The sequence below is a fragment of the Enterobacter sp. BNK-34 genome, assembly GCF_048684445.1.
Taxonomy (GTDB): Bacteria; Pseudomonadota; Gammaproteobacteria; order Enterobacterales; family Enterobacteriaceae; genus Enterobacter; species Enterobacter pseudoroggenkampii.
Genome location: NZ_JBLQUA010000001.1, coordinates 2,530,678 through 2,556,722, shown reverse-complemented (window position 1 = coordinate 2,556,722; position 26,045 = coordinate 2,530,678). Strand labels below are relative to the sequence as shown.

The 26,045-nt window shown below is 55.1% G+C and carries 21 protein-coding genes; 15 read left to right on the top strand and 6 right to left on the bottom strand.

The window, feature by feature from the left end:
- Positions 1 to 5 precede the first annotated feature (5 nt).
- The 7 genes from kdpB to potE all read left to right on the top strand — a co-directional run bounded on the left by kdpB (position 6) and on the right by potE (position 10,151).
- The gene (gene kdpB, locus ACMGG5_RS12470; RefSeq protein ID WP_024908809.1) at positions 6 to 2,054 is read left to right on the top strand and encodes a potassium-transporting ATPase subunit KdpB; all 2,049 of its coding nucleotides are present in this window, start codon (positions 6 to 8) and stop codon (positions 2,052 to 2,054) included.
- Positions 2,055 to 2,066: 12 nt separating this feature from the next.
- A complete protein-coding gene (gene kdpC / locus ACMGG5_RS12465) occupies positions 2,067 to 2,642 on the top strand; it encodes a potassium-transporting ATPase subunit KdpC (RefSeq protein WP_420277926.1) in 576 nt (191 codons plus the stop codon).
- The gene (kdpD, locus tag ACMGG5_RS12460; RefSeq protein ID WP_024908811.1) at positions 2,643 to 5,330 is read left to right on the top strand and encodes a two-component system sensor histidine kinase KdpD; all 2,688 of its coding nucleotides are present in this window, start codon (positions 2,643 to 2,645) and stop codon (positions 5,328 to 5,330) included.
- Positions 5,327 to 6,004: a two-component system response regulator KdpE gene (gene kdpE, locus ACMGG5_RS12455; protein ID WP_370732281.1), complete on the top strand. Its 678-nt coding sequence runs from the start codon at positions 5,327 to 5,329 to the stop codon at positions 6,002 to 6,004. The genes kdpD and kdpE overlap by 4 nt, the downstream gene beginning before the upstream one ends.
- A 278-nt stretch (positions 6,005 to 6,282) precedes the next feature.
- On the top strand, positions 6,283 to 6,387 hold the full coding sequence (gene speFL / locus ACMGG5_RS12450) for a leader peptide SpeFL (protein ID WP_003858645.1): 105 nt from the start codon (positions 6,283 to 6,285) through the stop codon (positions 6,385 to 6,387).
- 255 nt (positions 6,388 to 6,642) lie between these two features.
- Positions 6,643 to 8,841 (top strand): ornithine decarboxylase SpeF, encoded by a 2,199-nt coding sequence (gene speF, locus ACMGG5_RS12445; RefSeq protein WP_420277925.1) that lies wholly within the window; start codon positions 6,643 to 6,645, stop codon positions 8,839 to 8,841.
- Entirely contained in the window at positions 8,838 to 10,151 is a 1,314-nt protein-coding gene (gene potE, locus ACMGG5_RS12440; RefSeq protein WP_048990031.1) for a putrescine-ornithine antiporter, read from the top strand. The genes speF and potE overlap by 4 nt, the downstream gene beginning before the upstream one ends.
- Positions 10,152 to 10,255: 104 nt before the next feature.
- Here the strand turns inward: potE and pgm are convergent, their stop codons facing one another.
- Together pgm and seqA are read right to left on the bottom strand one after the other, a co-directional pair.
- On the bottom strand, positions 10,256 to 11,896 hold the full coding sequence (gene pgm, locus ACMGG5_RS12435) for a phosphoglucomutase (alpha-D-glucose-1,6-bisphosphate-dependent) (protein ID WP_420277924.1): 1,641 nt from the start codon (positions 11,894 to 11,896) through the stop codon (positions 10,256 to 10,258).
- Positions 11,897 to 11,920: 24 nt separating this feature from the next.
- A complete protein-coding gene (gene seqA / locus ACMGG5_RS12430; protein ID WP_008501070.1) occupies positions 11,921 to 12,469 on the bottom strand; it encodes a replication initiation negative regulator SeqA in 549 nt (182 codons plus the stop codon).
- A gap of 183 nt (positions 12,470 to 12,652) precedes the next feature.
- Here seqA and ybfF point away from each other — a divergent pair, with 183 nt between their 5' ends.
- The 4 genes from ybfF to fur all read left to right on the top strand — a co-directional run bounded on the left by ybfF (position 12,653) and on the right by fur (position 15,265).
- Positions 12,653 to 13,426, top strand: coding sequence for an esterase (gene ybfF, locus ACMGG5_RS12425; RefSeq protein ID WP_208763623.1), 774 nt, complete (start codon positions 12,653 to 12,655; stop codon positions 13,424 to 13,426).
- A 128-nt stretch (positions 13,427 to 13,554) separates the two neighbouring features.
- Positions 13,555 to 13,842: a LexA regulated protein gene (gene ybfE, locus ACMGG5_RS12420; RefSeq protein ID WP_024908816.1), complete on the top strand. Its 288-nt coding sequence runs from the start codon at positions 13,555 to 13,557 to the stop codon at positions 13,840 to 13,842.
- Between the two features lie 155 nt (positions 13,843 to 13,997).
- On the top strand, positions 13,998 to 14,528 hold the full coding sequence (gene fldA, locus ACMGG5_RS12415; RefSeq protein ID WP_008501067.1) for a flavodoxin FldA: 531 nt from the start codon (positions 13,998 to 14,000) through the stop codon (positions 14,526 to 14,528).
- Positions 14,529 to 14,818: 290 nt separating this feature from the next.
- A complete protein-coding gene (gene fur, locus ACMGG5_RS12410; RefSeq protein ID WP_023310771.1) occupies positions 14,819 to 15,265 on the top strand; it encodes a ferric iron uptake transcriptional regulator in 447 nt (148 codons plus the stop codon).
- Between the two features lie 96 nt (positions 15,266 to 15,361).
- Here the strand turns inward: fur and chiQ are convergent, their stop codons facing one another.
- The 4 genes from chiQ to nagE form a co-directional block, all read right to left on the bottom strand.
- Positions 15,362 to 15,691, bottom strand: coding sequence for a ChiQ/YbfN family lipoprotein (chiQ, locus tag ACMGG5_RS12405; RefSeq protein WP_024908817.1), 330 nt, complete (start codon positions 15,689 to 15,691; stop codon positions 15,362 to 15,364).
- 47 nt (positions 15,692 to 15,738) lie between these two features.
- Positions 15,739 to 17,136, bottom strand: coding sequence for a chitoporin ChiP (gene chiP, locus ACMGG5_RS12400; RefSeq protein WP_032649540.1), 1,398 nt, complete (start codon positions 17,134 to 17,136; stop codon positions 15,739 to 15,741).
- A gap of 446 nt (positions 17,137 to 17,582) precedes the next feature.
- Positions 17,583 to 19,250 (bottom strand): glutamine--tRNA ligase, encoded by a 1,668-nt coding sequence (gene glnS, locus ACMGG5_RS12395; RefSeq protein ID WP_032649541.1) that lies wholly within the window; start codon positions 19,248 to 19,250, stop codon positions 17,583 to 17,585.
- 169 nt (positions 19,251 to 19,419) lie between these two features.
- Positions 19,420 to 21,441, bottom strand: coding sequence for an N-acetylglucosamine-specific PTS transporter subunit IIBC (nagE, locus tag ACMGG5_RS12390; protein ID WP_024907027.1), 2,022 nt, complete (start codon positions 21,439 to 21,441; stop codon positions 19,420 to 19,422).
- Between the two features lie 329 nt (positions 21,442 to 21,770).
- On the opposite strand from nagE, the gene nagB reads away from it, so the two are divergent.
- The 4 genes from nagB to nagD are packed head-to-tail and all read left to right on the top strand — an operon-like array spanning position 21,771 to position 25,802.
- A complete protein-coding gene (gene nagB / locus ACMGG5_RS12385) occupies positions 21,771 to 22,571 on the top strand; it encodes a glucosamine-6-phosphate deaminase (RefSeq protein WP_023310765.1) in 801 nt (266 codons plus the stop codon).
- Positions 22,572 to 22,626: 55 nt separating this feature from the next.
- Complete coding sequence (nagA, locus tag ACMGG5_RS12380) at positions 22,627 to 23,775, top strand: N-acetylglucosamine-6-phosphate deacetylase (RefSeq protein WP_420277923.1); 1,149 nt, start codon at positions 22,627 to 22,629, stop codon at positions 23,773 to 23,775.
- Positions 23,776 to 23,783: 8 nt separating this feature from the next.
- Positions 23,784 to 25,004, top strand: coding sequence for a DNA-binding transcriptional regulator NagC (nagC, locus tag ACMGG5_RS12375; protein ID WP_024907025.1), 1,221 nt, complete (start codon positions 23,784 to 23,786; stop codon positions 25,002 to 25,004).
- 45 nt (positions 25,005 to 25,049) lie between these two features.
- Positions 25,050 to 25,802: a ribonucleotide monophosphatase NagD gene (gene nagD, locus ACMGG5_RS12370; protein WP_023310763.1), complete on the top strand. Its 753-nt coding sequence runs from the start codon at positions 25,050 to 25,052 to the stop codon at positions 25,800 to 25,802.
- Positions 25,803 to 26,045: the final 243 nt, after the last annotated feature.

Here is a 26,045-nt window from a genome sequence, read left to right as displayed (position 1 = left end):
TTGTCATGAGTCGTAAACAACTGGCCCTGTTCGAACCGTCATTAGTTCGTCAGGCGCTCATGGATGCGGTGAAAAAGCTGAGCCCGCGCGTGCAGTGGCACAACCCGGTGATGTTTATTGTCTGGGCGGGAAGCGTCCTGACCACCGGCCTGGCGATTGCCATGGGAACGGGCCACATGCCGGGGAATGCGATGTTTACCGGTGCCATCAGCCTGTGGCTGTGGTTTACCGTGCTGTTCGCCAACTTTGCGGAAGCGCTGGCGGAAGGCCGGAGTAAAGCCCAGGCCAACAGCCTGAAAGGGGTGAAAAAAACCGCCTTCGCGCGCAAGCTACGTGAACCGAAATACGGCGCGCAGATGGACCACGTTCCGGCGGATGAACTGCGTAAAGGCGATGTGGTGCTGGTGGAAGCCGGTGACATCATCCCTTGCGACGGCGAAGTCATTGAAGGGGGAGCATCGGTGGATGAAAGCGCCATCACCGGCGAATCTGCGCCGGTGATCCGTGAGTCCGGCGGCGATTTCGCCTCCGTGACGGGCGGGACGCGCATTCTTTCCGACTGGCTGGTGATACAGTGCAGCGTTAACCCGGGTGAAACCTTCCTCGACCGGATGATCGCCATGGTGGAAGGCGCCCAGCGTCGTAAAACGCCAAACGAAATTGCCCTGACCATCCTGCTGGTGGCCCTGACCATCGTCTTCCTGCTGGCAACCGCGACGCTGTGGCCATTCTCTGCCTATGGCGGTACCGCGGTCACCGTCACGGTACTGGTGGCGCTGCTGGTTTGTCTGATCCCAACCACCATTGGCGGCCTGCTGTCGGCCATCGGCGTGGCCGGCATGAGCCGTATGCTCGGTGCCAACGTTATCGCCACCAGCGGGCGTGCGGTGGAAGCCGCCGGTGACGTGGACGTCTTGCTGCTGGATAAAACCGGGACCATCACCCTCGGCAACCGTCAGGCGTCAGATTTCTTACCCGCCCCGGGCGTGGATGAAAAAACGCTGGCAGATGCCGCGCAGCTCTCATCCCTTGCCGATGAAACCCCGGAAGGCCGCAGTATCGTGATCCTCGCCAAGCAGCGCTTTAACCTGCGCCAGCGCGACGTTCAGAGCCTGCACGCCACGTTCGTGCCCTTCACGGCGCAAACCCGCATGAGCGGCATTAACATTCAGGATCGCATGATCCGTAAAGGCTCGGTTGACGCCATCCGCCGCCACATCGAGGCTAACAACGGTCACTTCCCGCCGGAAGTGGACAGCCTGGTCGAAAGCGTGGCCCGTCAGGGGGCGACGCCGCTGGTGGTGGCCGAAGGAGCCCATGTGCTGGGGGTAATTGCGCTGAAGGATATCGTCAAAGGCGGCATCAAGGAGCGCTTTGCCCAGCTGCGTAAGATGGGGATCAAAACGGTAATGATCACCGGGGATAACCGTCTTACCGCCGCGGCGATTGCAGCCGAAGCGGGCGTGGATGATTTCCTTTCCGAAGCCACACCGGAAGCCAAGCTGGCGCTGATTCGTCAGTATCAGGCGGAAGGCCGTCTGGTGGCGATGACGGGGGACGGGACCAACGATGCCCCTGCCCTGGCGCAGGCCGACGTGGCGGTGGCAATGAACTCAGGTACCCAGGCGGCAAAAGAGGCGGGCAATATGGTCGACCTCGACTCTAACCCGACCAAGCTGATCGAAGTGGTACACATCGGCAAGCAGATGCTGATGACGCGCGGGTCGCTGACCACGTTCAGCATCGCCAACGACGTGGCGAAGTATTTCGCCATCATTCCGGCCGCGTTTGCCGCGACCTATCCGCAGTTAAACGCCCTGAACGTGATGCACCTGCACTCTCCGGCCTCGGCCATTCTGAGCGCAGTCATCTTTAACGCCCTGATTATTGTCTTCCTGATCCCGCTGGCGCTGAAGGGCGTGAGCTACAAGCCGCTCACGGCGGCCGCCATGCTGCGCCGTAACCTGTGGATTTACGGCCTGGGCGGGCTGGTGGTGCCCTTCGTCGGTATCAAGGTTATCGACCTGCTGTTGACGCTGTTCGGCCTGGTTTAAAAGGTGAATCAAATGACAATGTTACGTCCCGCTATACTTCTGTTTATTCTGCTGTCTCTCATTACCGGCGGGCTGTACCCGCTGGTGACCACCGCGCTGGGCCAGTGGTGGTTTAAGGATCAGGCTAACGGCTCGCTGATACTGCAAAACGGTGAAAACCGCGGTTCTCGCCTGATTGGTCAGAACTTTACGGATGCCCGCTACTTCCAGGGACGCCCTTCCGCCACTGCCGAAAGCCCGTATAATCCGATGGCATCCGGCGGCAGCAACCTGGCGGGCAGCAACCCGGAGCTGGACAAAGCCGTCGCTGAGCGCGTGGCAGCCCTGCGCGCCGCGAATCCAAAGGCCAGCCGGGAAGTGCCCGTGGAGCTGGTGACCGCCTCGGCCAGCGGGCTGGACTACAGCCTGACGCCGGCAGCCGTGGCATGGCAGATCCCGCGCGTCGCCGCCGCCCGCCAGCTGAGCGTCGAACAGGTGAGCCAGCTGGTTGCAGAGCACACGCAAAAGCCGCTGGTCAGCTTCATCGGCATGCCCGTGGTAAATATTGTTGAGCTGAATCTGGCGCTGGACGCGCTAAGGAAAAACTAAATGACCGACGAGCCCATGCGCCCGGATCCGGACAGGCTGCTTGAACAGACGGCTGAAGCCCATCGTGGCAAACTGAAAATTTTCTTCGGCGCCTGCGCGGGCGTCGGGAAAACCTTCGCCATGCTGACGGAAGCCCAGCGGCTTCGGGCGCAGGGGCTCGATATTTTGATCGGCGTGGTTGAAACCCACGGACGTAAAGAGACGGCATCGCTGCTGAAGGGGCTGGCTACCCAGCCGCCCCGCCGCATCAGCCATCGCGGTCGGTTAGTCACCGAATTCGATCTCGATGCCGCCCTCGCCCGCCGTCCCGCCCTTATCCTGATGGACGAACTGGCGCACAGCAATGCGCCAGGCTCACGCCACCCAAAACGCTGGCAGGATGTTGAAGAGCTACTTGAAGCCGGTATCGATGTGTTCACCACGGTTAACGTTCAGCATCTTGAAAGCCTGAACGACGTGGTCAGCGGCGTGACCGGCATTCAGGTGCGCGAGACGGTGCCCGACCCCTTCTTTGATTCCGCGGACGAGGTGGTGCTGGTCGACCTGCCCCCCGATGATTTGCGCCAGCGCCTCCATGAAGGCAAAGTGTATATCGCCGGCCAGGCCGAGCGCGCCATCGAACATTTCTTCCGTAAAGGCAACCTGATAGCCCTGCGCGAGCTGGCCCTGCGCCGAACCGCCGACCGGGTGGACGATCAGATGCGCGCCTGGCGCGACCTGCAGGGCCAGGAACGCGTCTGGCACACGCGGGATGCCATCCTGCTGTGCGTGGGCCACGGCAGCGGTAATGAAAAGCTTGTCCGCACCGCCGCGCGCCTCGCTGCCAAATTTGGCAGCGTCTGGCATGCGGTATATGTCGAAACGCCGCAGCTGCACGCGCTGCCCGAAAACCAGCGTCGCGCGATCCTGAGTTCGCTGCGCCTGGCACAGGAGCTGGGTGCCGAAACCGCGACGCTTTCCGATCCGCAGGAAGATAAAGCCATTCTGCGCTACGCGCGCGAGCACAACCTGGGGAAAATCGTCATTGGCCGTCGCCAGCATCGCCGCTGGTTTAGCCGCGAATCCTTTGCCGACAAGCTGGCTCGTCGTGCGCCGGATCTGGATCTGGTGATCGTGGCGCTGGATGACAAACCTACCCCCTTACCGAATCGCGCGCCGGACAGCCGCACCTTCAGCGATAAATGGCGCATTCAGCTTCGCGGCTGTCTTGTCGCCGTCGTGCTCTGCGCCCTGATTACCGTCATTGCCAGCCAGTGGCTGATTGCGTTTGATGCCGCCAACCTGGTGATGATCTACCTTCTTGGCGTGGTGGTGGTGGCGCTCTTTTACGGGCGCTGGCCGTCGGTACTGGCGACGGTTGTCAACGTCATCAGCTTCGATCTGTTCTTTATTGCTCCCCGCGGGACGCTCGCCGTCTCGGACGTACAATACATTCTCACCTTTGCGGTGATGCTCACCGTCGGGCTGGTGATCGGGAATCTGACGGCGGGCGTACGCTACCAGGCACGCATCGCCCGCTATCGCGAACAGCGTACGCGCCATCTCTACGAGATGTCGAAATCGCTGGCGGTGGGCCGTACGCCGCTGGATATCGTGCAGACCAGCGAGCAGTTTATTCGCTCGACGTTTCATGCCAGCAACCTGATTTTACTCCCGGACGAACACGGTAAGCTGCGCCCGCTGACCTCGGCCAGCGGCATGACGCCCTGGGACGAAGCCATCGCGCGCTGGAGCTTTGACAAAGGCTTACCGGCGGGCGCAGGGACCGACACCCTCCCCGGCGTGCCCTATCAAATTCTGCCGCTGCGCAGTGCCGATAAAAATCAGGGGCTGGTCATCGTAGAGCCTTCCAACCTGCGCCAGCTGATGATCCCCGAACAGCAGCGTTTACTGGAGACGTTTACGCTGCTGGTTGCCAGCGCGCTGGAACGACTGGCCCTTACCGCCAGCGAGGAACAGGCCCGTCTGGCGAGCGAGCGTGAAAGCATTCGTAACTCGCTGCTGGCGGCGCTCTCTCACGATCTGCGGACCCCGCTCACCGTCCTGTTTGGTCAGTCAGAAATCCTGACGCTTGACCTGGCGGCGGAAGGCTCTAAACACGCCCTTCAGGCCAGCGAGATCCGCCAGCATGTGCTGAATACCACGCGCCTGGTGAATAACCTGCTCGATATGGCGCGTATCCAGTCAGGCGGTTTTAACCTCAAAAAAGAGTGGCTCACGCTGGAAGAGGTGGTGGGCAGCGCCCTGAAAATGCTCGAACCCGGCCTGGGTGGGCGACATATCGCGCTGAACATGCCCGAGCCTCTGACGTTAATTCACGTCGACGGTCCGCTGTTTGAGCGGGTGCTGATCAACCTGCTGGAGAACGCCGGCAAATATGCGGGCTCCAGCGCCCGGATTGGGGTGGATGCGACGGTGGACGATGGTACGCTTCGTCTTGACGTCTGGGATACCGGCCCCGGCATCCCAGCCGGGCAGGAGCTGGCTATTTTCGAAAAATTCGCACGCGGCAATAAGGAGTCGGCCATTCCAGGCGTGGGGCTGGGGCTGGCGATTTGCCAGGCGATCATTGACGTCCATGGCGGGACCATTTCCGCAGAGAATCGTCCGGAAGGCGGCGCGCGGTTTTGTGTTACACTTCCTCTGGAAACCCCGCCAGAACTTAATGAATTACCAGAGGATTTGTGATCAACGTTCTGATTGTTGAAGATGAGATCGCCATTAGCCGTTTTCTGCGCGCTGCGCTGGAAGGAGACGGTCTGCGCGTTCATGATGCGGGTACGCTTCAGCGGGGTTTAATTGAAGCCGCTACCCGCAAGCCGGACCTGGTGATCCTCGATCTTGGCCTACCGGACGGTGACGGCATCGATTTTATCCGGGAAGTCCGTCAGTGGAGCCAGATGCCGATCCTCGTGCTCTCCGCCCGTACTGAAGAGACGGATAAAATCGCGGCGCTGGATGCCGGGGCGGATGACTATCTGATTAAACCTTTTGGGATCGGCGAACTACAGGCCCGCCTTCGCGTGGCGCTGCGTCGCCACAGTGCAACCACGCCTGCTGACCCAACCTACACGTTTGGGAATATCCGGGTTGACCTGGCTGCGCGGCGCATTGTGCGCGGCGATGAGGAGATTCACCTCACGCCGATAGAATTTCGCCTGCTCGCCGTACTGCTCAACAACCACGGTAAGGTACTCACCCAACGCCAGCTGTTAAGTCAGGTGTGGGGACCCAACGCTGTGGAACATAGTCATTATTTACGCATATATATGGGACATCTTCGTCAGAAACTCGAAGTCGACCCCGCTCGCCCTCGCCATCTATTAACTGAAACCGGTATCGGTTATCGGTTTATGCTTTGAATAACTATTCATTTTATTTCTAAATAAAACTAAATCCCTCAGAAAATATTTCACAAATAACCCATACGTTATTTTTTCGGGTTATTTTTGCTCATTTAAAACATTGATAACACAACCCATTAACGCACCATCAACAAATCAGAATTTTGATCTGCGATATTCATCTAAAACGAATATTTATTTCTAATTTGATCGATTATCGGTGATCTACCTCACGGTTAATCGCCCTTTCCTGGATAAAATGACCATGCTTTCAATTACTGAAAGGAAAATGAATCATGGAAAACAACAATCGCTTAATGCCCCATATAAGGCGGACAACACATATCATGATGTTTGCCCACCGAAACTGCTTTGACTTTCATCTCTTTAATGCCCGGTAGTCCTTCGACTTCTGGCGCACTCGCTTACAGGTCATCCTGAAACATCTTATTTTACAGGCTTTTGCCTGTGAACCCGTGCGCTCATTCATCTTGATTCAGACTCATCCGCACCGGGCGGACTGAATTTCAATCATCAAAAAAGCAATTCACTGATTTAAATCAGCGGCCACCCTTTGCTTTTTTTTCCGGAAAATTATCGATTTCTTTCTTGCAAGAAATCGAGGGACGTTTATTACCTAAAATAAAGAGAGAAAGATGAAAAGTTTAAAAATCGCAGCCAGCCGTGCCTGTCCGGATTGCTTTACCACCCAGCGTGAACTGGTGGATGTCCGCGCTTCTGATTATATTGATGTTGCCGCCATTGTTCTGGCGGTAACGGATATTGCCAGCGGTATCCTGGACGAAATAGAAGCCACCGGTTTTGGCATTCCTGTTTTTGTCGCGACGCATAAAGAAGAGATCATTCCGGCAGACTATTTATCGCGCATTCATGGCGTATTTGAGTATTCAGACACCAGCAACCACTTTTATGGACGCCAGCTGGAAGCAGCGGCCCTGAAGTACGAAACCCAGCTGCGTCCGCCGTTTTTCCGCGCCCTGGTCGACTACGTGAAGCAGGGCAACAGCGCGTTTGACTGTCCTGGGCATCAGGGCGGTCAGTTCTTCCGCCGTCATCCTGCCGGTAATCAGTTTGTCGATTTCTTTGGTGAGACGCTTTTCCGCTCCGATCTGTGTAACGCCGACGTGGCAATGGGCGATCTGCTGATTCACGAGGGCGCGCCGTGCATTGCGCAGCAACATGCGGCGAAGGTCTTTAATGCCGATAAGACCTACTTCGTGCTGAACGGCACCTCGTCATCCAACAAAGTGGTGCTTAACGCCCTGCTCACCCCGGGCGACCTGGTGCTGTTCGACCGTAACAACCACAAATCTAACCATCACGGTGCCCTCCTCCAGGCTGGCGCAACGCCGGTCTATCTCGAAACCGCGCGTAACCCGTACGGCTTCATTGGTGGCATTGACGCCCACTGCTTTGAAGAAAGCTATCTGCGCGAGCTGGTAGCAGAGGTGGCGCCGGGCCGTGCACGCGATGCGCGTCCGTTCCGTCTGGCGGTGATCCAACTGGGTACCTACGATGGCACCATCTATAACGCCCGTCAGGTGGTGGATAAGATTGGGCACCTGTGTGATTACATCCTGTTTGACTCGGCCTGGGTGGGTTACGAGCAGTTTATTCCGATGATGGCCGACTGCTCGCCGCTGCTGCTGGAGCTGAACGAAAACGATCCGGGGATCCTGGTCACCCAGTCCGTGCATAAACAGCAGGCAGGCTTCTCCCAGACCTCGCAAATTCACAAGAAAGACAGCCACATCAAAGGCCAGCAGCGCTATGTCCCGCATAAGCGGCTGAATAATGCCTTTATGATGCATGCCTCCACCAGCCCGTTTTATCCGCTGTTTGCCGCGCTGGACATTAACGCCCGTATGCATGAAGGCCAGAGCGGCCGCAACATGTGGATGGACTGCGTGGTGAACGGTATCGAAGCGCGCAAGCTGATCCTGGAAAACTGCCAGTATCTGCGTCCCTTCGTGCCGGAGACGGTGGATGGCCGTCCGTGGGAAAGCTGGGATACGGCGGAGATTGCGACCGACCTGCGCTTCTTCCACTTCGTACCGGATGAAAACTGGCACGCTTTTGAAGGCTACGCAGAGCACCAGTATTTTATCGACCCATGCAAGCTCCTGCTGACCACGCCGGGCATTAACGCCCGCACCGGGGAGTATGACGACTTCGGCGTGCCCGCCACTATCCTTGCCAACTTCCTGCGTGAAAACGGCATCGTGCCGGAAAAATGCGATCTCAACTCGATCCTGTTCCTGCTCACGCCTGCGGAAGATATGGGCAAACTGCAGCAGCTGGTGGCGCAGCTGGTGCGCTTCGAAAAACTGCTCGAGAGCGATGTTCCGCTGAAAGAGGTCCTGCCTTCTCTCTACAAACAGCATCCGGAACGTTACGCGGATTACACCCTGCGCCAGATCTGCCAGGAGATGCATGACCTGTACGCCCGTCACAACGTGAAACAGCTGCAGAAAGAGATGTTCCGCAAGTCTCACTTCCCACGCGTGATGATGAACCCGCAGGACGCGAACTACGCCTATCTGCGCGGTGAAGTTGAACTGGTCTCCCTGCGCGACGCGGAAGGCCGCATCGCCGCCGAAGGCGCACTTCCTTATCCGCCGGGGGTACTGTGTGTTGTCCCAGGGGAAGTCTGGGGCGGTTCCGTGCTGCGCTACTTTGCCGCCCTGGAAGAAGGCATCAACCTTCTGCCAGGCTTCGCGCCGGAGCTGCAGGGCGTGTACGTCGAGGAGTGTGAGGGCCGCAAACAGGTTCGCTGCAATGTCATCAAACAACCCGTCGCTCAGCCCGCGCTGCTGAAAGGAGAGAAATTATGAGTAAGTCCAATAAGATGGGCGTGGTGCAGCTGACCATCCTCACCATGGTGAACATGATGGGCTCCGGGATTATCATGCTGCCCACCAAGCTTGCAGAGGTGGGTACCATCTCTATCATCTCCTGGCTGGTGACGGCAGTCGGTTCAATGGCGCTGGCGTGGGCGTTCGCCAAGTGCGGGATGTTCAGCCGTAAGTCAGGCGGGATGGGGGGCTATGCCGAATACGCCTTTGGCAAGTCGGGCAACTTTATGGCCAACTACACCTACGGCGTGTCGCTGCTGATCGCCAACGTGGCGATTGCCATCTCCGCCGTAGGTTACGGTACGGAGCTGTTTGGCGCGACGCTCAGCCCGGTACAAATTGGGCTGGCGACCATCGGGGTCCTGTGGATTTGCACCGTGGCTAACTTTGGCGGTGCGCGTATCACCGGACAGCTCTCCAGCGTCACCGTCTGGGGCGTGATTATCCCGGTTGTCGGCCTGTGCATCATCGGCTGGTTCTGGTTCAGCCCGACGCTGTACGCCAACTCCTGGAACCCGCACCATGTGCCGTTCTTTACCGCTGTGGGCTCTTCTATCGCTATGACGCTCTGGGCTTTCCTGGGGCTGGAATCCGCCTGCGCGAACGCGGAAGTGGTGGAGAATCCTGAAAAGAACGTGCCGATTGCGGTCCTTGGCGGAACGCTGGGCGCGGCGGTGATCTATATCGTCTCGACTAACGTGATTGCGGGTATCGTACCGAATATGGATCTGGCTAACTCCACGGCGCCGTTCGGGCTGGCCTTCGCGCAGATGTTCACGCCGGAAGTCGGGAAAGTGATCATGGGTCTGATGGTGATGTCCTGCTGCGGTTCACTCCTTGGGTGGCAGTTCACCATCGCACAGGTGTTTAAATCCTCCGCTGATGAAGGTTACTTCCCAAAAATCTTCTCCCGCGTGACCAAAGCGGATGCGCCGGTGCAGGGCATGCTGGCGATTGTTATCTTCCAGAGCGGATTGTCGCTGATGACCATTAGCCCGTCGCTGAACAGCCAGTTCAACGTGCTGGTCAACCTGGCGGTCGTGACAAATATCATTCCGTATATTCTGTCGATGGCGGCGCTGGTGATTATTCAGAAAGTCGCGAAGGTGGATCCACGCAAGGCGCGCGCGGCCAATATCGTGGCGCTGATTGGCGCAATCTACAGCTTCTATGCGCTCTACTCATCCGGTGAGGAAGCGATGCTGTATGGCGCGATGGTGACCTTTATGGGCTGGACGCTGTACGGTCTGGTGTCACCTCGGTTTGAATTGAAGAACAAGCACAGTTAGGTAAAAGCAAAACGGCAACCCAAGGGTTGCCGTTTTTATTGTTTTCTCCCTCTCCCTGTGGGAGAGGGCCGGGGTGAGGGCATCAGCCCGCACCCAAACCGCACTTACGCGTTTTTCAGCACTTCGCTGACAATCTCTACCGCTTCTTTCTCAATCTGCTGACGGTGCTCAGCGCCGAGGAAGCTTTCGCAATAGATTTTATACGCATCTTCCGTACCGGATGGACGCGCGGCAAACCAGCCGTTTTCGGTCATCACTTTCAGCCCACCAATGGAGGCGCCGTTGCCCGGTGCCGCCGTCAGACGTGCGGTGATCGGATCGCCCGCCAGGGTGCTTGCGCTGACCATCTCCGGAGAGAGTTTGGACAGGGCCGCTTTCTGAGCTGACGTCGCGCTGGCCTGAATACGGTTATAGCTTGGTGCACCAAAGCGTGCCGCCAGATCATTGTAATGTTCCTGCGGGTTTTTACCGGTGACCGCGGTGATTTCCGCCGCCAGCAGGCACATGATGATGCCGTCTTTATCGGTTGACCATGGCGTGCCGTCGAAACGCAGGAAAGAGGCCCCCGCGCTCTCTTCACCACCGAAACCAAAGCTGCCGTCGTGCAGACCGTCAACAAACCATTTGAAGCCCACCGGCACTTCCACCAGCTTGCGGCCCAGCGCCTCGACCACCCGGTCGATCATCGCCGAGGAAACCAGCGTTTTACCGACGGCCACCTCTTTGCCCCACTGCGGACGGTGCTGGAACAGGTAGTTAATCGCAACCGCCAGATAGTGGTTCGGGTTCATCAGCCCGGCAGGGGTGACGATACCGTGACGGTCATAATCCGGGTCGTTCGCAAACGCCAGATCGAATTTATCACGCAGCGCCAGCAGGCCCGCCATCGCGCACTCGGAGGAGCAGTCCATACGGATCGCGCCGTCTTTATCCAGGTGCATAAAGCGGAAGGTCTGATCGACGTGATCGTTCACGATGGTCAGATCCAGCTTGTAGTGCTCGGCGATACGCTTCCAGTATTCGATACCGGAGCCGCCCAGCGGATCCACGCCCAGCTTCAGGCCGGCTTTCTGAATGGCCTCCATATCGACGATATCCGCCAGCCCTTCCACGAACGGCTGAACCAGATCCTGCTCTTTCACGTGGCCGGACGCCATGGCCGCATCCAGAGAGATGCGCTTCACGCCTTTCAGGCCATCAGCCAGCAAGGCGTTCGCACGATCTTCCACCACTTTGGTGACGTTGGTGTCGGCCGGGCCACCGTTAGGCGGGTTGTATTTGATGCCACCGTCTTCCGGCGGGTTGTGGGATGGCGTGATAACGATACCGTCAGCCAGCGCGCCACCTTTTTTGTTGTGTACCAGGATGGCGTTAGAGACCGCAGGCGTTGGGGTGAAGCCATTGTTCTCCTGAACAATGATATCGACGCCGTTTGCAGCCAGCACTTCCACAACAGAGATGAACGCCGGTTCAGACAGGGCATGGGTATCTTTCCCCACGTAGCACGGACCGGTAACGCCGTTTTTAGCGCGCTCTTCCGCAATGGCCTGAGCAATGGCCAGAATGTGCGGTTCGTTGAAGCTGTGGCGCGCCGCGCTGCCGCGGTGACCAGATGTACCAAACTTCACTGCGTGTTCTGCGTTGCCCACGACCGGCTTCAGCACGTAATACTGCGCGGTCAGCTGAGCGACGTTAATCAAATCGCTTTGTTGTGCAGGTTGGCCTGCACGGCTGTGATTTGCCATTACCGGGTCCTTCTGATGCAAGGGTTAAATTGTACCGCAAACCTTTTCAATCAATTCCGCCGGGAACTGCATGGACTGCATGATGTGTTCAATCATGCTGCACTTGCGGCCCGTATTGGTATTGGTGATCACCCAGTACGGGGTGCCAGGAACATGTTTGGGTTTGGTTTGATTGCCATTTTGCAGCAGCGTCTGCTCGTCGCCCGCGAAATAGACGCGAGTACGACCGTGCAGCGACTCGGTCGCTTCAGCAAACGCTTTGTTATCCAGTGAATAAAGTGTAGACAGCACCAGCATAAAGCGGTTAACCGCCTTTTTCTGTTCCGCATATTCATCGGAGAGCAGCAGCTCGCGCATCGCGCGCACTTTATCTTTTGCCGGTGTCACGGCAGGTTTTGCTTGTGCAACAACGCTCGGCTGAGACACGACATCTTTGGTGACTGGGGTAGCAGGCTGTGAAGCGGCGGAAATTTTAAGCATGCGCCGTAAAATGTCGGACGCGCTCTCCCCGATATGCCGCGTCTGGCTGGCAATATACTGATAGAGTTCGTCATCAACTTCGATTGTTTTCATCTTAATCCAGTGCGATATCTTATCTGAATACAAGTCATTGGGATTATAAGGTCAAATCCCAACAGCGGATAGCGTCAAACCAGGTTGGCGGCAAAAGTCAGATTAAACTGGAACCTTGCAGCCGGGCGGCAGAATGGTCAACATGATACCCTAACCTGACATACGTAAAAAAAGAACTTTGCCATGAAATTGAATACCCGAGCGCAAACTGCACAATCGCCGAACAATAATTCTCCCATCGTACTGGTTCACGGGCTTTTTGGCAGCCTGGATAACCTGGGCGTGCTGGCACGCGATCTGGTTACCGACCACGATATTTTACAGGTCGATATGCGCAATCACGGTCTTTCCGGGCGTTCCGACGAGATGACCTACGCAGCGATGGCGCAGGATCTGCTGGATACACTGGACGCACATAGCCTGCAGAAGGTAACGCTGATCGGGCATTCAATGGGTGGTAAAGCGGTGATGGCCCTGACGGCACTGGCCCCGGACCGTATTAACGGCCTGGTGGTAATTGACGTCGCGCCCGTGGATTATGACGTCCGTCGTCACGACGAGATTTTTGCCGCCATTAATGCGGTCACAGAAGCGGGTGTCGCGACACGCCAACAGGCGGCTGCCGTCATGCGTGAGCATCTTGATGAAGAAGGCGTCGTGCAGTTCCTGCTGAAGTCGTTTGTTGACGGGCAATGGCGTTTTAACGTGCCGGTGCTCTGGGACCAGTACAACAACATCGTGGGCTGGAAAACCGTCCCCGCCTGGCCGCACCCTACCCTCTTTATTCGCGGCGGAAACTCACCTTACGTAACCGACGCGTACCGCGACACGCTGCTGGCCCAATTCCCGCAGGCTCGCGCCCACGTTATTGCCGGTGCCGGGCACTGGGTGCATGCGGAAAAACCTGACGCCGTGCTGCGCGCCATTCGCCGCTATCTTGCTGATACTGCAAATTGATTAAAAAGAAAGCGACTGGAAGGCAGCAGGCGTCCAGTCGTTGGCGTGCCGTTTTTGGTGATGTATGATGGCGCGCTTATCGCCCGGGCATTAGCAGGGCGGCGTGTTTCCCCCGAAGTCTCAGAATCATGGCCAAAGAACAAACGGACCGTACGACACTAGATCTGTTCGCGAATGAGCGTCGCCCGGGACGACCCAAGACGAATCCGCTTTCGCGCGATGAACAGCTGCGTATCAATAAACGCAACCAGCTTAAACGCGATAAAAATCGTGGGCTTAAGCGTGTCGAACTGAAGCTTAACGCCGACGCCGTCGATGCGCTGAACGAGCTGGCCGACGCGCGAAATATCAGCCGCAGTGAACTCATTGAAGAGATGTTGATCGCTCAGCTTGAAACGTTACGCGGCCAGGCATAAGTCTGAAAATCCCCTTTATCGCCCTTTTCATGTAGCACAGAGTGCAGTCCTGCGCGATAGCTGTTTCCGCAGGGTTGCCAGTTCTGCTATTATTGCCCTTATCCGTGGCCGAATTGCGCCACCATACTATTAAGTTTCAAGAGGTTATTTTACTCATGGCAATCATCGGCATTTTCTTTGGCAGTGATACCGGCAATACTGAAAATATCGCAAAAAACATTCAAAAACAGCTCGGTAAAGACGTTGCTGATGTGCATGACATCGCCAAGAGCAGCAAAGAAGATCTGGAAGGCTATGACATTTTGCTGCTGGGTATCCCAACCTGGTACTACGGTGAAGCCCAGTGCGACTGGGATGATTTCTTCCCGACGCTGGAAGAAGTCGACTTCAACGGTAAGCTGGTCGCCCTGTTTGGCTGTGGCGATCAGGAAGACTACGCCGAATACTTCTGTGACGCGCTGGGCACCATCCGCGACATCATTGAGCCGAATGGCGCGGTTATTGTAGGCCACTGGCCGACCGCCGGTTACCACTTCGAAGCGTCTAAAGGCCTGGCCGATGACGATCACTTCGTGGGTCTGGCCATCGACGAAGACCGTCAGCCAGAACTGACCGCCGAGCGTGTTGAGAAGTGGGTGAAGCAGATCCGTGAAGAACTGCACCTGGACGATATTCTGAACGCCTGATTATTTCGCGGCGCAACTGCGGTTGCGCCCATGCCCCAGGTCAAACCGATTAAATTAATCGCTACAATCTTTTAACTTTTTCGCCCAGACCTGTACAATGTCTCCCTGATAAAATGTGGTTTTCCATTGAGCAAGTTTGTTGGTGATACCCCATTTTTATAAGCATATTTTGCCTGAGACTTGCAGTTTTCATTTAGCCATGGCAGTTCTATAATGAGACGCATTATCCCAGGTGCATTTTCTGTCACTTCCTACAGAAGTGAATCGTTTAGCAACAGGACAGATTCCGCATGACTGACAACAATACCGCATTAAAGAAGGCTGGCCTGAAAGTTACGCTTCCTCGGTTAAAAATCCTTGAAGTGCTTCAGGGTCCAGACAATCACCATGTCAGTGCGGAAGACCTTTATAAACGTCTTATCGACATGGGTGAAGAGATTGGGCTGGCTACCGTCTATCGCGTGCTGAACCAGTTTGATGACGCGGGCATTGTTACCCGTCATAATTTCGAAGGCGGTAAATCTGTTTTCGAACTGACCCAGCAGCAGCACCACGATCACCTGATCTGCCTCGATTGCGGCAAGGTCATTGAATTCAGCGATGATTCCATCGAATCACGCCAGCGTGAAATCGCCGCGCGTCATGGCATCCGCCTGACCAACCACAGCCTGTACCTTTACGGTCATTGTGCTGAAGGCGATTGCCGCGAAGACGACCACGCGCACGACGCGAAATAAACAAGTGTTCATACTCTGAGCCAGCCGTAAGGTTGGCTTTTTTTTGCCTAAAAAAATGCCCGGTGGCGCAGCGCCACCGGGCATGATAACAGCGAGTTACTTACTGTTATTGCTTCGAATTTCTTTCCAAATCTGGTCGCAACGCTTCGCCACTTCCTGATCGTTACCGGTTTTACGCGCCTGGATACAGGCCTGGTAATCCATTACGCGGACATTTTCCTGCGTCGCGAACTGCTCATGCGCTTTCTCTTTCTTCAGCACGTTTAGCACGCTCTGACAGGCTTCAATTTTCTCCGGCGAACCTTCCGCAGTATTAATGCAGGCGCTATATGCCTCCTTCAGACGGGAGTCCTCTTTTGGTGCCTGAGTCTGAGCACACGCCACCAGCCCTGATGCCAGCAACGCGACGACTACGATTTTTTTCATCATATACAGTCTCCATACCGGCGGGACTCAGCCCGCCAGTGCGTTTATCAGAAGATGGTGAATGGGGCGATAACCATGAACTTCACGTCACGTTCATCCTGGAAGATGTTGCCGTAACCGCCCGCATAGCTCGGGATATCGGAGTGGTTGTCATACTGGGTGAAGTGCAGTTTGAACATCGTGCCTTTCGCGCGGCCATCCTGCAGGGTATAGATTGCATCCAGGCTGTAGGAAGACTCTTTCAGGCGATAGTTGGGATCGTAGTATGCGTCCGGTGTTGCCATATCGGCAGGTTTTGCGTCCCAGGCGTAAGCGTAAGAAGCGCCCACCGCCCAGCCAGGCAGGTTCCAGTTTTTCAGATCGTACATTGCACCGAAGAAGACCGCTTTCTCGCCGTCGGCGTTGAAGTCTGAGCGGTTATCCCACCAGATATCAAGACGGCCGTTGGAGGAGGCGTAGGTCGGAGTCATACGCTGCAGGAAGTAGCCCTGCTGCCCTTCCGCCTTCACCCATGTGCCTTCCAGACGCAAATCAACCTGGCCAACCTTGTAGCCGAAGGTGAGTGCCTGCAGCCACGCGGTGCCGTCATAAATGTCATTGACCCCACCGTTACTGACTTTATCGCGCGTACCGTAGAACTGGTAGCTAGTACTCAGCGGGCTACCCGCGACATCAAACTTATAGCTGGCCTTAGCAAAGTACTGATCGATATAGCCTTGTGCCTGACCAAATGCCGCTTCAAGCACCAGATCGTTTTTGAAGTCGTATTTCGCGCCCAGCGAGTGCAGGTAATCGACTTTGGTTTTTTTATCGTTCTGGTAGAACTTGTCCATCTCGATGTGCCAAGGCGCTTTGTACTCGTTGGTCCACATATAGGAGAAGCTCAACGCACCCGCATCACCGTAGTCAAAGTTAGCCCCCGCTTCCGCACCCTGATAGGTACCCGGCATAAAGCTCCAGTGCGGTGCTAACAGGGTCTGGCCAGTTGGCTGAATATAACCACCGCGCGCCCATACCGGACCGTATTTAAATTTCGCCGCGGCTTTGTAAAGGCTTATACCGCTCTTATCCCCGGACCAGTCTTCATCATAGGCTTTGTTGCTGGAGGAGAAGGCGATTTCGTTCGGGTGGCCGCTGTCGCCGTTTTCCGCCATTTCAATCGCGGTGAACGCTGCAATATCCAGACCGAACATATCCGCGGCATAGCCTGACTGGAAGTCCAGATTGGCGTTCCAGGTGGAGTGAGAAAGGTTGGTTTTGTATTTATCTTCAGTGACGTCTTTACGGTCACGCTCACGCTGCCAGTAATAAATACCGCCCGTGAGGGTAGAATCTTCGATGAAACCCGCTGCTTTTGCCTCTGGCGCAATCACAAGTCCCGACATTGCTGTCACACCGGCAATAGCCAGCGCCAGCGCACTACGTTTGCCACTGAACGTACGCATAGATTATTCCTCTTTGACGAATTAAAACGCCTGAAACGGCGTAAATAAAAAAGACCAAATGGTCAGGGGTAGTTTTAAATACCCTCGAATTAACTACCGTCTTTAGGTTATTTTTCGCGACGCGAATTATCAATGCTTTTTAGCGGACAAAAGTCAGGATTATGACGAAGTGCACATAATTGGTAGTGCTTTGTAACATTTACGGGAAGGCGAGGAATGACGGGGAATTATCAGGTATTTCAGTGGGTAGACGTGGTATCTCTTTCCTTTTATGTAACATTTTTGATTTTCGCAATGGCACAAACTTTTTTTAAAAAAATAAGTAGCACCTCATTGACCTGATATTTTCATGACGCCTCTTTAGGCCCTGGCTTAATACCCTGATCGTTATATAAAAAAACGCCGCACAGTGCGGCGTTTGTCTCTCATTGACCAGAGCAGCAATATTATTCGCCGATCTTCGTCCAGGTATCACGCAGACCTACAGTACGGTTAAATACTGGTTTTTCCGCGGTGCTGTAACGGCTGTCCAGGCAGAAGTAACCTTCACGTTCGAACTGGAACGCTTTGCCCGCTTCAGCAGCTTTCAGAGAAGGTTCCGCATAACCCTGCTTGATCACCAGCGATTCCGGGTTGATGGTCGCCAGGAAGTCTTCCGCCGCACCCGGGTTAGGCACGCTGAACAGACGATCGTACAGACGAATTTCTACCGGCAGCGCGTGGGATGCGCTCACCCAGTGGATAACGCCCTTCACTTTACGGCCGTCAGCAGGATCTTTGCTCAGCGTTTCAGCGTCATAAGAACAGAAGATGGTGGTGATATTCCCTTCCGCATCTTTTTCAACGCGCTCGGCTTTGATGACGTAAGCATTACGCAGACGCACTTCTTTACCCAGCACCAGACGCTTGTACTGCTTGTTGGCTTCTTCGCGGAAGTCAGCGCGGTCAATCCAGATCTCGCCGCTGAACGGCACGTCACGGCTTCCCATTTCCGGTTTGTTCGGATGGTTAGGCATGGAGACCAGCTCGCTTTCACCCTGCGGATAGTTTTCGATGACCAGTTTCACCGGGTCGATAACCGCCATCGCGCGCGGGGCGTTTTCGTTGAGATCTTCACGAATGCAGGATTCCAGGGAAGCCATCTCAATGGTGTTATCCTGCTTGGTCACGCCGATACGTTTGCAGAACTCACGAATAGACGCGGCAGTGTAACCACGACGACGCAAACCAGAAATGGTAGGCATACGCGGGTCATCCCAGCCCTCAACGTGCTTGTCGGTCACCAGCAGGTTCAGCTTACGCTTGGACATCACGGTGTATTCCAGATTCAGACGAGAGAACTCGTACTGGCGCGGGTGCACAGGAATGGTGATGTTATCCAGCACCCAGTCGTACAGACGACGGTTATCCTGGAACTCCAGCGTACACAGCGAGTGAGTGATGCCTTCCAGCGCATCGCTGATGCAGTGGGTAAAGTCGTACATCGGGTAGATGCACCACTTGTTACCGGTCTGGTGGTGTTCTGCGAACTTGATGCGGTACAGCACCGGATCGCGCATCACGATGAACGGAGACGCCATGTCGATTTTGGCACGCAGGCACGCTTTGCCTTCTTCGAAGCCGCCGGCACGCATTTTTTCAAACAGCGCCAGGTTCTCTTCCACGCTGCGATCGCGGAACGGGCTGTTTTTGCCCGGCGCGGTCAGCGTACCGCGGTATTCGCGGATTTCGTCAGCAGACAGCTCGTCGACATACGCCAGACCTTTGTTGATAAGCTCTACCGCATAGGCGTACAGCTGATCGAAATAGTCAGAGGAGTAGCAGATGTCGCCAGACCAGTTGAAGCCCAGCCACTGCACGTCGTTCTTAATGGACTCAACGTATTCGATGTCTTCTTTTACTGGGTTGGTGTCATCGAAACGCAGGTTGCACTGGCCCTGGTAGTCCTGGGCAATGCCAAAGTTCAGGCAGATAGATTTTGCATGCCCGATGTGCAGGTAGCCGTTCGGCTCCGGCGGGAAACGGGTATGGATTGTGGTGTGCTTACCACTGGCCAGATCTTCATCGATGATCTGACGAATAAAGTTACTCGGGCGGGCTTCTGCCTCACTCATCGTGGATTCCTCAAAGCGTAAACAACGTATAACGGCGTATGATCTTATAAGCCGGACGTAGTGACAACCCTTAAAACGTCTCTTAAGAAAATAATGGGGGCATTTGCTGCAAAAAAAAGCGGCGGAGGATATCCCCCGCCGCTTAAGGCATGACTCTACTCAGGAGCGATTACTTGCCTTTAATCTCATATAGCGGTGTTTGACCCGCAACAACCTGACCTTTCGCCTGGATGACCAGACCGCTGAAGTCGTCAATGTTGCTGCAAACCACCGGGCTTATCATGGAGCGTGCGTTGGCGTTCAGGAAGTCCAGATCCATTTCCAGAATCGGCTGCCCTGCCACCACTTCAGCGCCCTCTTCCACCAGGCGAGTAAAGCCCTGACCGTTCAGCGCAACGGTATCGATACCCATATGGACAACGATCTCCGCACCATTTTCGGTTTCGAGGCAGAACGCGTGGTTGGTGTTGAAGATTTTCACGATGGTACCGGCCGCCGGAGACACAACGGTTTTTTCCGTTGGTTTCACCGCCACACCGTCACCGACCGCTTTGCTGGCGAAGGCTTCGTCAGGCACTTGCTCAATCGCAACGACTTCACCGGTTACCGGTGAAACCAGCGCGGCTACCGTTTTGGCGTTAGGTACTGCCTGCGGTTTTGCAGCCGCTGGCGCGGCGGCAGGTGCGGCAGAAGCTTCTGCTGCGGCTACCGGACCGGTGGTTTTCATGGCGTTAGCAATTTTCTCTGCCACGAAGCCAACGATAATCTGCACGCTGGTTTTGTTCAGGCGGATAACACCGGAAGCACCCAGACGTTTGGCCAGCGCTTCGTTCACCAGGGAAGAATCTTTCACGTTCAGACGCAGACGGGTGATACAGGCGTCGATACCGGTCAGGTTGTCAGAACCGCCAACAGCGGCGATGTACTGACGCGCCAGACCTGAAACATCCTGATCCTGAGCACCGCTCACGTTCACATCCTGACCATCCGCTTCGCTACCGGCCACGGCCAGCTCACGACCCGGGGTCATCAGGTTGAATTTGGTGATAGTGAAACGGAACACCATGTAGTAGATCGCGAAGAACACCAGACCTTGTGGAATCAGCATCCACCAGTGGGTCGCCAGCGGGTTACGGGAAGAAAGCACCATATCCACCAGACCCGCACTGAAGCCGAAACCGGCAATCCAGTGCATGCTGGCAGCGATGAACACGGAGATACCGGTCAGCACAGCATGGATCACATACAGAACTGGCGCCACGAACATGAAGGAGAACTCCAGCGGCTCGGTGATACCGGTGAAGAAGGCCGCGAACGCCCCCGCCATCATGATACCCAGCACTTTCGCTTTGTTCTCTGGACGCGCGCAGTGGTAGATAGCCAGCGCAGCTCCCGGCAGACCAAACATCATGATCGGGAAGAAGCCAGCCTGGTAACGACCGGTGATACCGACAACCGCTTTACCTGCTTCGATGGACTGTGCGCCACCCAGGAAGTTAGGAATATCGTTAATACCGGCAACATCGAACCAGAATACAGAGTTCAGCGCGTGGTGCAGACCGACCGGGATCAGCAGACGGTTAAAGAACGCGTACACGCCCGCACCGACAGAACCCAGTTTCTGGATGTGCTCACCGAAGTTCACCAGACCGTCGAAGATCATCGGCCAGACGTACATCATGATGAACGCAACAACGATCATCACAAACGAGGTCAGAATGGGGACCAGACGGCGGCCGCTAAAGAAGGAGAGCGCTTTTGGCAGCTCTACGCTGCTGAAGCGGTTATACAGTTCAGCGGAGATGATACCCACAAGGATACCGACAAACTGGTTACTGATCTTACCAAATGCCGCCGGAACCTGGTCCGCCGGGATTTTTTGGATCATGGCCACCGCTGCCGGTGAGCAGAGAGTGGTTAACACAAGGAAACCGACAAAACCGGTCAGCGCAGCGGCGCCGTCTTTGTCTTTGGACATACCATAAGCCACACCAATAGCAAACAACACGGACATGTTGTCGATAATGGCAGAGCCCGACTTGATAAAGAACGCCGCCAGCGCGCTGGTATTACCCCAGCCGTTGGGGTCGATCCAGTAGCCGACACCCATCAGGATGGCTGCGGCAGGCAGCGTGGCGACCGGCACCATCAGTGCGCGACCAACCTTTTGTAAATAACCTAGAATACTCACTTTCTTCCCCCTATGAGACCCCGTTTAAGGCATGTTCTCAGCTCTGTTTTTTTATTGTGTCACGAACTATAGATACAGTTGATGATTCACTGGCATTGTGAGTGTGTGAAAAATTAATTCGTATCGCAAATTAAACGCGTACTTTTTGTGATTTTTGTCACCAAATATCGTTATTCACCCTCCCTTATACTGGCTAACAGCGAAAACTTATTTTATCATTCAAAAAATCAAGACGGATTGATCCGGCCTGAAAGTTTCCAGGTTACGCTTAAGTATCAGGTTCCGATAGCCATCCGCCCACTCTTCTACTTTAACTCTCGAGGTGAACAATGAGACTGATTCCCCTGGCAACTGCTGAACAAGTTGGTAAATGGGCCGCTCGCCATATCGTAAACCGCATTAACGCATTCAAGCCGACTGCCGATCGTCCTTTCGTTCTTGGACTTCCAACAGGCGGCACGCCGCTGACAGCCTATAAGGCGCTGGTTGAGATGCATAAAGCAGGCCAGGTTAGCTTCAAACATGTCGTCACCTTCAATATGGATGAATACGTTGGCTTACCGAAAGACCACCCGGAAAGCTACCATAGCTTTATGCACCGCAATTTCTTTGATCACGTTGATATTCCATCTGAAAATATTAACCTGCTGAATGGAAACGCGCCGGATATTGACGCAGAATGCCGTCAGTATGAAGAAAAAATCCGTTCTTACGGTAAGATCCACCTGTTCATGGGTGGTGTAGGCAATGATGGTCATATCGCGTTTAACGAACCGGCGTCCTCTCTGGCTTCCCGCACCCGTATTAAAACGCTGACCCATGACACGCGCGTGGCAAACTCCCGCTTCTTTGACGGCGATGTTAACCAGGTTCCAAAATACGCCCTGACCGTAGGCGTAGGCACCCTGCTGGATGCCGAAGAAGTGATGATTCTGGTGCTGGGCGGCGTGAAAGCGCAGGCGCTCCAGGCTGCTGTTGAAGGCAACGTTAACCATATGTGGACCATTAGCTGTCTGCAGCTGCATCCTAAATCAGTCATCGTCTGCGACGAGCCGTCCACGATGGAGCTGAAGGTTAAAACGCTGAAATACTTCAACGAGTTAGAAGCCGAGAACATCAAAGGTCTGTAATTGAATAACCGCCTCTTTCTCAAGAGGCGGCCGCTTTTTTTAACCGGGGGTCGTTATGTACGCTTTAACCCACGGTCGGATTTATACCGGCCATGAAATTCTGGATGACCATGCGATTGTTATCGCGAATGGCCTGATTGAACGTGTTTGCCCGCTGGCAGAACTGCCGCCGGAGATTGAACAGCGCTCACTCAATGGAGCAGTAATCTCCCCCGGTTTCATCGACGTACAGCTCAACGGCTGCGGCGGTGTGCAATTCAATGATACCGCCGATGCGGTAACGGTAGAAACGCTGGAGATCATGCAGAAAGCCAACGAGAAATCGGGCTGCACCAGCTATCTGCCGACGCTCATCACCAGCAGTGATGACCTGATGAAGCAGGGCATCCGCGTGATGCGCGAATATCTGGCCAAACACCCAAATCAGGCGCTCGGTCTGCACCTTGAAGGGCCATGGCTGAACATGGTCAAGAAAGGAACGCATAACCCGGATTACGTGCGTAAGCCCGATGCGGAGTTGGTTGACTACATGTGTGCCAACGCCGATGTAATCACCAAGGTGACGCTGGCACCGGAAATGACCGGCACGGACGTCATCAGCAAGCTGGCCGCCGCCGGAATTGTGGTTTCAGCCGGTCACTCAAACGCGACCCTGAAAGAAGCGAAAGCCGGTTTCCGCGCGGGCATTACCTTCGCGACGCATCTCTACAACGCCATGCCGTATATCACAGGCCGTGAACCGGGTCTGGTCGGGGCGATTCTGGATGAGCCAGACGTCTACTGCGGTATTATTGCTGACGGCTTACACGTTGATTACACCAACATTCGCAATGCTAAGCGGCTGAAAGGTGACAAGCTTTGTCTGGTGACGGATGCCACTGCACCGGCAGGTGCAAATATTGAGCAGTTCATTTTTGCCGGTAAAACAATATACTACCGCAATGGACTGTGTGTTGATGAAAACGGTACGCTGAGTGGTTCCTCTTTGACCATGATTGAAGGGGTGCGTAACCTGGTTGAGCATTGCGGGATTGCGCTTGATGAAGTCCTGCGTATGGCAACCCTTTATCCGGCTCGCGCAATGGGCGTGGATAAACAGCTCGGCGGAATTGCACCAGGTATGGTTGCAAACCTGACGGCATTCACACACGATTATAAAATTATTAAGACCATCGTTAATGGTAACGAGGTCGTCACTGAGTAAGTAAAAGTATGACACCTGGCGGACAAGCTCAAATCGGTAATGTCGATCTCGTTAAACAACTTAACAGTGCGGCGGTATATCGCCTGATTGACCAACACGGCCCCATCTCGCGAATTCAGATAGCCGAACAAAGCCAGCTTGCACCCGCCAGCGTGACAAAAATTACCCGCCAGCTTATTGAGCGCGGTCTGATCAAAGAAGTCGATCAGCAGGCCTCCACCGGAGGCCGTCGCGCCATCTCCATTATTACTGAAACCCGTAATTTTCAGGCAATTGGCGTCCGTCTGGGCCGTCATGACACCACGCTCACGCTATACGATCTGAGCAGTAAAGCCATCGCGGAAGAGCACTACCCTCTTCCGGAGCGCACCCAGGAGACGCTGGAGCATGCGCTGCTGAATACCATCGCGCAGTTTATTGAAAGCTGTCAGCGCAAGATCCGCGAACTCATCGCTATCTCCGTAATTCTACCCGGTCTGGTCGACCCGGAAAGCGGCGTGATCCGCTATATGCCGCACATTCCGGTTGAAAACTGGGGGCTGGTCGATGCGCTGGAAAAGCGTTTTAAAGTGACCTGCTTTGTGGGCCATGATATTCGCTCGCTGGCGCTGGCGGAGCACTACTTTGGTGCGAGCCAGGACTGTGAAGACTCTATTCTGGTGCGCGTTCACCGCGGAACGGGCGCGGGCATTATCTCTAACGGCCGTATTTTCATTGGTCGCAACGGTAACGTCGGTGAGATTGGCCACATTCAGGTTGAGCCCCTTGGGGAGCGCTGCCACTGCGGCAATTTCGGCTGTCTTGAAACCATCGCCGCCAACACGGCCATTGAGCAGCGCGTTCGCCATCTGCTTGAACAGGGTTACCAAAGCCGCGTCACGCTGGACGACTGCAAAATAGGCACCATCTGCAAAGCCGCTAATAAAGGCGACGCGCTGGCCTGTGAAGTAATCGAGCAGGTGGGGCGCCATCTGGGGAAAACTATCGCCATCGCCATTAACCTGTTTAACCCACAAAAAGTGGTGATCGCCGGTGAAATTGTGGAAGCGGAAAAGGTGCTGCTCCCCGCGATTGAAGGCTGTATTAACACCCAGGCGCTGAAAGCATTCCGCCAGAATCTTCCGGTGGTTCGTTCAAAGCTTGACCATCGCTCGGCGATTGGCGCGTTCGCGCTGGTCAAACGCGCCATGCTCAACGGAATTCTGCTGCAGCATTTGCTGGAAAGTTGATCGGACCTTATAGTAACGCCTTCTTTTTTTAATGTCGGACTGTCCATGACCATTAAGAATGTAATTTGTGATATCGACGGCGTGCTGATGCACGACAACGTTGCCGTGCCGGGTGCTGCGGAGTTTCTTCACCGCATCATCGACAAAGGAATGCCTCTGGTTCTTCTCACGAACTACCCTTCTCAGACCGGTCAGGATCTGGCAAACCGCTTTGCCACGGCGGGTGTCGACGTCCCGGACAGCGTGTTTTATACCTCGGCGATGGCCACGGCGGATTTTCTGAAGCGTCAGGAAGGGAAAAAAGCCTACGTGGTGGGTGAAGGTGCGCTGATCCATGAACTATACAAAGCGGGCTTTACCATCACCGACGTCAACCCGGACTTTGTGATTGTTGGCGAAACGCGATCCTTTAACTGGGAGATGATGCATAAAGCTGCATACTTTGTCGCCAGCGGTGCGCGCTTTATCGCCACCAACCCGGATACCCACGGCCGCGGTTTTTATCCGGCCTGCGGCGCTCTGTGTGCCGGTATCGAAAAAATCTCTGGTCGTCAGCCGTTCGTTGTCGGGAAACCGAGCCCGTGGATCATTCGTGCCGCGCTAAATAAAATGCAGGCCCACTCTGAAGAAACCGTGATTGTCGGCGACAACCTGCGCACCGATATTCTGGCCGGTTTCCAGGCGGGTCTGGAGACGATTCTGGTCCTCTCTGGCGTCTCTCAGCTTGATGACATTGATTCGATGCCGTTCCGGCCAAGCTGGATTTACCCCTCCGTCGACGAAATCGACATTATCTGATTCCGAACCACGCCTCAGGGCGTGGTTTTTTATTTTCTCGCCTGTAAAACACAGCTGCATCTAACGGAAAAGCACTTTCATTGCATAATCATCAATAAAAGCGCTCATGACATACGCATTTTTCACAGATCGGCAACCGCCATTGCACTATTTCCGTTTTCACCCGTAAAACGCTTGCGCGCCCTGCCCCTTTGCGGCATTTTCATAAGCAAGCAACATTACAAAGCAACAGGGTTAACGGAG

What these genes read in the sequence shown, in the direction of transcription:
- kdpB (WP_024908809.1), top strand. Translation starts at nt 6, where the DNA reads ATGAGTCGTAAACAACTGGCCCTGTTCGAACCGTCATTAGTTCGTCAG.
- kdpC (WP_420277926.1), top strand. Translation starts at nt 2,067, where the DNA reads ATGACAATGTTACGTCCCGCTATACTTCTGTTTATTCTGCTGTCTCTC.
- kdpD (WP_024908811.1), top strand. Translation starts at nt 2,643, where the DNA reads ATGACCGACGAGCCCATGCGCCCGGATCCGGACAGGCTGCTTGAACAG.
- speFL (WP_003858645.1), top strand. Translation starts at nt 6,283, where the DNA reads ATGGAAAACAACAATCGCTTAATGCCCCATATAAGGCGGACAACACAT.
- speF (WP_420277925.1), top strand. Translation starts at nt 6,643, where the DNA reads ATGAAAAGTTTAAAAATCGCAGCCAGCCGTGCCTGTCCGGATTGCTTT.
- potE (WP_048990031.1), top strand. Translation starts at nt 8,838, where the DNA reads ATGAGTAAGTCCAATAAGATGGGCGTGGTGCAGCTGACCATCCTCACC.
- pgm (WP_420277924.1), bottom strand. Translation starts at nt 11,896, where the DNA reads ATGGCAAATCACAGCCGTGCAGGCCAACCTGCACAACAAAGCGATTTG.
- seqA (WP_008501070.1), bottom strand. Translation starts at nt 12,469, where the DNA reads ATGAAAACAATCGAAGTTGATGACGAACTCTATCAGTATATTGCCAGC.
- ybfF (WP_208763623.1), top strand. Translation starts at nt 12,653, where the DNA reads ATGAAATTGAATACCCGAGCGCAAACTGCACAATCGCCGAACAATAAT.
- ybfE (WP_024908816.1), top strand. Translation starts at nt 13,555, where the DNA reads ATGGCCAAAGAACAAACGGACCGTACGACACTAGATCTGTTCGCGAAT.
- fldA (WP_008501067.1), top strand. Translation starts at nt 13,998, where the DNA reads ATGGCAATCATCGGCATTTTCTTTGGCAGTGATACCGGCAATACTGAA.
- fur (WP_023310771.1), top strand. Translation starts at nt 14,819, where the DNA reads ATGACTGACAACAATACCGCATTAAAGAAGGCTGGCCTGAAAGTTACG.
- chiQ (WP_024908817.1), bottom strand. Translation starts at nt 15,691, where the DNA reads ATGAAAAAAATCGTAGTCGTCGCGTTGCTGGCATCAGGGCTGGTGGCG.
- chiP (WP_032649540.1), bottom strand. Translation starts at nt 17,136, where the DNA reads ATGCGTACGTTCAGTGGCAAACGTAGTGCGCTGGCGCTGGCTATTGCC.
- glnS (WP_032649541.1), bottom strand. Translation starts at nt 19,250, where the DNA reads ATGAGTGAGGCAGAAGCCCGCCCGAGTAACTTTATTCGTCAGATCATC.
- nagB (WP_023310765.1), top strand. Translation starts at nt 21,771, where the DNA reads ATGAGACTGATTCCCCTGGCAACTGCTGAACAAGTTGGTAAATGGGCC.
- nagA (WP_420277923.1), top strand. Translation starts at nt 22,627, where the DNA reads ATGTACGCTTTAACCCACGGTCGGATTTATACCGGCCATGAAATTCTG.
- nagC (WP_024907025.1), top strand. Translation starts at nt 23,784, where the DNA reads ATGACACCTGGCGGACAAGCTCAAATCGGTAATGTCGATCTCGTTAAA.
- nagD (WP_023310763.1), top strand. Translation starts at nt 25,050, where the DNA reads ATGACCATTAAGAATGTAATTTGTGATATCGACGGCGTGCTGATGCAC.